Source organism: Halobaculum sp. EA56 (assembly GCF_051195075.1).
GTDB lineage: Archaea > Halobacteriota > Halobacteria > Halobacteriales > Haloferacaceae > Halobaculum.
Genome location: NZ_JBNTJX010000051.1, coordinates 1 through 4,634 on the forward strand (window position 1 = coordinate 1; position 4,634 = coordinate 4,634).

3 protein-coding genes and 1 pseudogene are annotated in these 4,634 nt (G+C 60.1%); all 4 read left to right on the plus strand.

Annotated elements, in window-relative coordinates:
* A pseudogene (locus ACQUQ1_RS21640) lies at positions 1-309 on the plus strand (hypothetical protein); the annotation flags it as partial.
* 2 nt (positions 310-311) lie between these two features.
* Complete coding sequence (locus ACQUQ1_RS21645; RefSeq protein ID WP_435066285.1) at positions 312-1,427, plus strand: hypothetical protein; 1,116 nt, start codon at positions 312-314, stop codon at positions 1,425-1,427.
* A gap of 2 nt (positions 1,428-1,429) precedes the next feature.
* On the plus strand, positions 1,430-2,551 hold the full coding sequence (locus ACQUQ1_RS21650; RefSeq protein WP_435066286.1) for a hypothetical protein: 1,122 nt from the start codon (positions 1,430-1,432) through the stop codon (positions 2,549-2,551).
* Positions 2,544-4,634: VirB4 family type IV secretion system protein (locus tag ACQUQ1_RS21655; protein ID WP_435066287.1), on the plus strand; the 2,091-nt coding region annotated here is incomplete at its 3' end. The genes ACQUQ1_RS21650 and ACQUQ1_RS21655, both read left to right, overlap by 8 nt.

Consider the following 4,634-nt stretch of genomic DNA (forward strand, 5'->3'; position numbering starts at 1 on the left):
GCGATAACTGAACTAATCTTCTCCGGGGACGTTCCCAATCCAATTGAGAACCCCAGAGGCAGTGGAATGCACGAAACCGACCGGGTAGTAGTCTCCCCTGGCGAGACGGCCGACCTGTTCAGTAGTTCGTTTCCGTTCGGCACAGAAACTGAGGACGGGATGGGATGTTCCCCAGACGGGAATAGTGGCCAGTTTACTGTTATCGTTGAGACCCGGGTCGGTGGAAATCAGGTCTCAAGCACCTACAACGTCCAATACACTAGTTCCGACGATATGACTGATTGTGAGGTCACGATCACTGAGGTATAACGATGGTCGATCTCATTGATGTCGTCCTTGAGGGTATCAAGGGCGTCGTTGAGTGGTTTATTGGGCTGTTCATGGACGGTCTCAGATCAGGGTATGAAACTCTGACTGAGGGAATGTTCGGGACACCCACTCCAGAGACGAACGGAGCTTTTGTCTTCGGTGAACCGACCAATGCACCCTGGCCAGCGATTCACGATGCTCTCATCGGCGGCGAAATCATGCTAGTTGCCCTCTTGCTCCTTGTGATGAGCGTTCAGGGCCGTCACACGGTTCGGATCTTCAATATTGGAAGTACCTACGAAGCCCGAAAAACGAAGAAAACGGCCTGGGTCGGTGCTTTTCTAATCATTACGTGGTACTGGATTGGCACTCTTGCACTCTACCTCGTTGACGGATTCACTATCGCCTTGATGCCGGAGCTTTCCTCGGTTACGGAGGCGATGATTGGATTCTTGGAAGTATCTATCACAAACCCAGGGCTGGGATTATTGTTTGCCGTGATTGGTGGAATCTCGATGTGGGCGCTGGAGGCGCTATTTTACATCCGGATGATTCTGCTCTATGTCTACCTGTACGGGATGCCAATTGCATTTGCACTGGCCTACGGAAACATTCCGGTCGTATCCGATATCGCGATGGGGTTCTGCAAACGGTTTGTTCCGTTGGCTGTCCTCCCGCTCCCAGCAGCGATGGTCCTCAAGGGATACGATTTGATCTACGGCGGTGGAACGCTCACACCAGGAACAGCATTCCTCAAATATCTCGTCGCTGCGTCCCTCCCGCTGGTCGCCCTCTACATCACGTGGAAGACGTTCAAATACGCGACTCCGCTGACGGCCAAAGTCGTCGGCGGTGCGACGAAAGGCGCAGCACTCGTTGGCGGTGTCGCCGCTGGAGCCTACGTCGGTGGCGCCGGCGTCGCGACGACCGCCGCTCGGTGGGGGCCGAAAGCCGCCGCTGGCCACGCCGTCGCGCAAAAAGCGGCTGCCCGCGGTGGGCATGGAGGAAACGATGGCGGTACGCCATCGTACCGTCGAACAGAGAATGACCCTGGTGGAGCGACAGCCGAATCGGCGAGTGACGACCGTGGGATGGAGTTTGATCGAGGAATCCACTAACAATGTCAACAGATCAAGACGCGGCCGCACGGCGCATCATGGATCAGTTCGGCGAGGAGAGTCGCATCCCGTATCTCAATATCGAGGAAGGGGACGTCGGCATGCTCATCGCCTTCCCCATTATTGGACTGTTTATCGCTGGCCTCACCGGGATCGAATCACTGGCCCTCCCGTTCGTTGCTGGCGGGCTTGGCTTTGGCGTCGCCGTCATCTACGTCTCACCAACCCACCTGAACGCCTGGACGTGGACCAAAGACGTCTATCGCTACCTCAAACGGCCTCAGGTCACGTTCAGTGCGCCCGCCGACGCCGACACGAGTACCAACGAGTCAGAGCGGAACCAGGGCGGACTCGCGAACTACACGCCATTCAAGCCCGACGAGCGAACGCAAGACCTCACGAACATCAAGCGAGCGTGGCCTGGCGCTGGTGCCATCCAGCGTGAAGACGGCGCGATGGAGGCGTTTATCGAGATCGATCCAGCCAACATGGACTTCGCGATGTCCGACGACTGGGCGCAGCTCCAGGACGCTGGCGAAGAGTTCGCCAACAAAGAGCTGGACTCGAAGCTCAAACTCCACGCCACAACCCGTTCATTTCCGGTGGAGCAGATCACCGAGACCATCGAGGAGCGCCTCACTGACGAAGACGTCACGGAGAACCCGATCTTCCGGGAACTCCTCGAAGAGTACCGGGAGACACGGCCGAAGGAGATGCGTGACCGGGGCATCCAGCAGGTCCGGTACTACATCGGCGTTGAAGTCAGCCCGATAGAAGTGTACGACCGCTTCCGCGACGAGGGCACCCCCGCAGAGAAGCTGACGCAGTTCCCCGTCATCGGGTTCCTGTTCAATCCCTTTGTTACCCGCCGCGAGGACCTTACTGACGTCGAGCGCCGCGCGCAGATGTTCGAGAAGCTCGACAGTCGGGTGAACGACGTTCGATCCGAGTTCATCCAGCAGGCGTCGGGGTGGTCCGCACGTCGACTCAGCACGGTCGAGCTGTTCGTCCTAAATATGGACTTCTGGAACGGCCGCGAACACGACTACGACGAGGCGGAGCGTGTCGTTCGCGACCAATCGATCATCGGCCACTCGCGCCGGGAGGACCCACACGATGCGTAACGTGCTCCTCCAGACTGGTGGTGGCGCGCTTGGCTCCGTCGCCGGGTGGCTCCAGAATCTGACGCCAGCAGAAAGTGCAGTACTTGCCCTTGTGGTGGGTCTCGGCCTTGGCGTCGGCAGCAAGCATCTCTGGGACCGCTTCACTGCGGATGATGAACCAGACGTGGACTTCACCGATGTCCTCGACGAGGAGACACTCGAAGAAGGCGAGGCCGAACGCAAGCTCCTTGACGACATCTCTGAGTCACACAAGACGGTGACCGCGCCCGGAGCTGTCGAGTGGGAAACGCGAGCCGCACGGGTCGGCGAACAGTGGACGACGACGCTGTACATCGCTAACTATGCCGACTATCCTAACGACGGGTATCTGAGTGACCTCTTCGAGATGACCGACGTCCAGTTCGATCTGACGGCCCACATCACGCCGAAAAATCAGGAGCGAGCCCGGAACGAACTACAGGACATCGCTGACGACCTGCAGGTCGACGCTGACCTCGAACAGAGTATCCGGAGTGCCTACCTGCAGGAACGCGCCAACGAGGCCGCAGCGACGTACACGGCCGTCGAGAACGGCGCGAACGTCTTCGACCAGGGGATGTTCATCACGGTCAGAGCCGACGAGAAGGAGGAACTCCGGGACGCCGTCCAGACGGTCAAGAGTGCGCTCCGTGACGACCCGGCGAACCTCACACCGAAAACGGCTATTTGTCGGCAGGATCTCGCCCTCCAGTCCGCCGCGCCCATCGGCGACAACGAGTTCGGGCGGACGTCGATTGCGCTCGGCGGCGCCGTCGGCGCGTTGCTTTCCTCGCCGCACAACGCGACGATTCTCGAGGAAGGCGGTGTCGAGTTCGGCATCCACAAGGACAACCAGAGCCCGGTGGTCATCGATCCGTTTGCCCGAGATAACGGCTACGCGATGTTCACCGTCGGCGACACCGGCTCGGGGAAGTCGTTCAGTTCCAAGCAGAACTTCATCCGGTCCATCGAGCAGAGCAAGGACCGCATCGGCATCATCCTCGAGCCGTTGAACAACTGGGCGGGCGTCTCAGAGGCGCTCGACGCCAAACGCATCACGGTCGGCGGGACACTCGGGCTGAACCCCTTGGAGATCCGGGAGACGCCCGAACACGTCCAGCGGGCGATGGGCGAGGACGCGAGCCCGTTCAACGAGAAGCTCGACGACGCGATGAGCTTCCTCACGAACTTCTTCGCGCTCCGCGGCATCTCACTGGGAGACCGGCGGACGACGCTCGAACTCGCCCTCAAACGTGCCTACAAGCGTCAGGGCATCACCGACGACATCTCGACGCACGACAATCCGAGTCCGACCATCCGTGATATGATGGACGTGTTCGAGGATATGGTCGACGACCCCGAGGAGTTCGTCGTCCGGTCCGACGAAGAGGCAGGGAAGATCAAGGAGGATGCGACGTGGCTCCTCGACCAGCTCCGCCCCTTCGAGGACGACGGTCGCCACGCCAACCTCGGCCAGGAATCCGACTTCGACATCCGGGACGAGAAGGTCATCTATCTCGATCTCGCCCAGCAGGAGGGGAGCGTCGACAGCAGTACGGCGCTGACCATGCAGCTGCTCATCTCGCTGGTCTACGAGCGGGCGAAAGTCTCGGAGAAGGAGGTCGTGTTCTACATCGACGAGGCCCGCTACATCATGCAGGACGCCGCGAGCTTGGCGTTCCTCGAAACGGTGTTCCGCCACCACCGTCACCACGACCTCTCAATCCGCTTGGTCACGCAGACGGTCGACGAGTTCTTCGAGCACGCCGAGAGCGAGGCTATTCTGGACCAGTGTGCGGTCAAGCAGTTCCACCGTCTCGACGGGATGGACGAGGAGTGGGCCGACGAGTTCGGCCTGAACTACGCGCAGATGCGGTTCGTCCAAGACGCCGTGCCGGGCAACGAGGACGCCGGCTTCTCCGAGGCCCTCGTGGGCGTCGATGGCGAGTGGCGCGGCATCCAGGTCAAAGCGATGCCCAAGGAGAAGGAGGTCATCGACTTCGAGCCAACCGAGCAACGGCGAGACTCACTCCCCGGGACTGGTGAGAATGCTGTGGACGCGGAG

Coding starts and splice junctions, on each gene's coding strand:
- ACQUQ1_RS21645 (WP_435066285.1), top strand. CDS start 312: ATGGTCGATCTCATTGATGTCGTCCTTGAGGGTATCAAGGGCGTCGTT.
- ACQUQ1_RS21650 (WP_435066286.1), top strand. CDS start 1,430: ATGTCAACAGATCAAGACGCGGCCGCACGGCGCATCATGGATCAGTTC.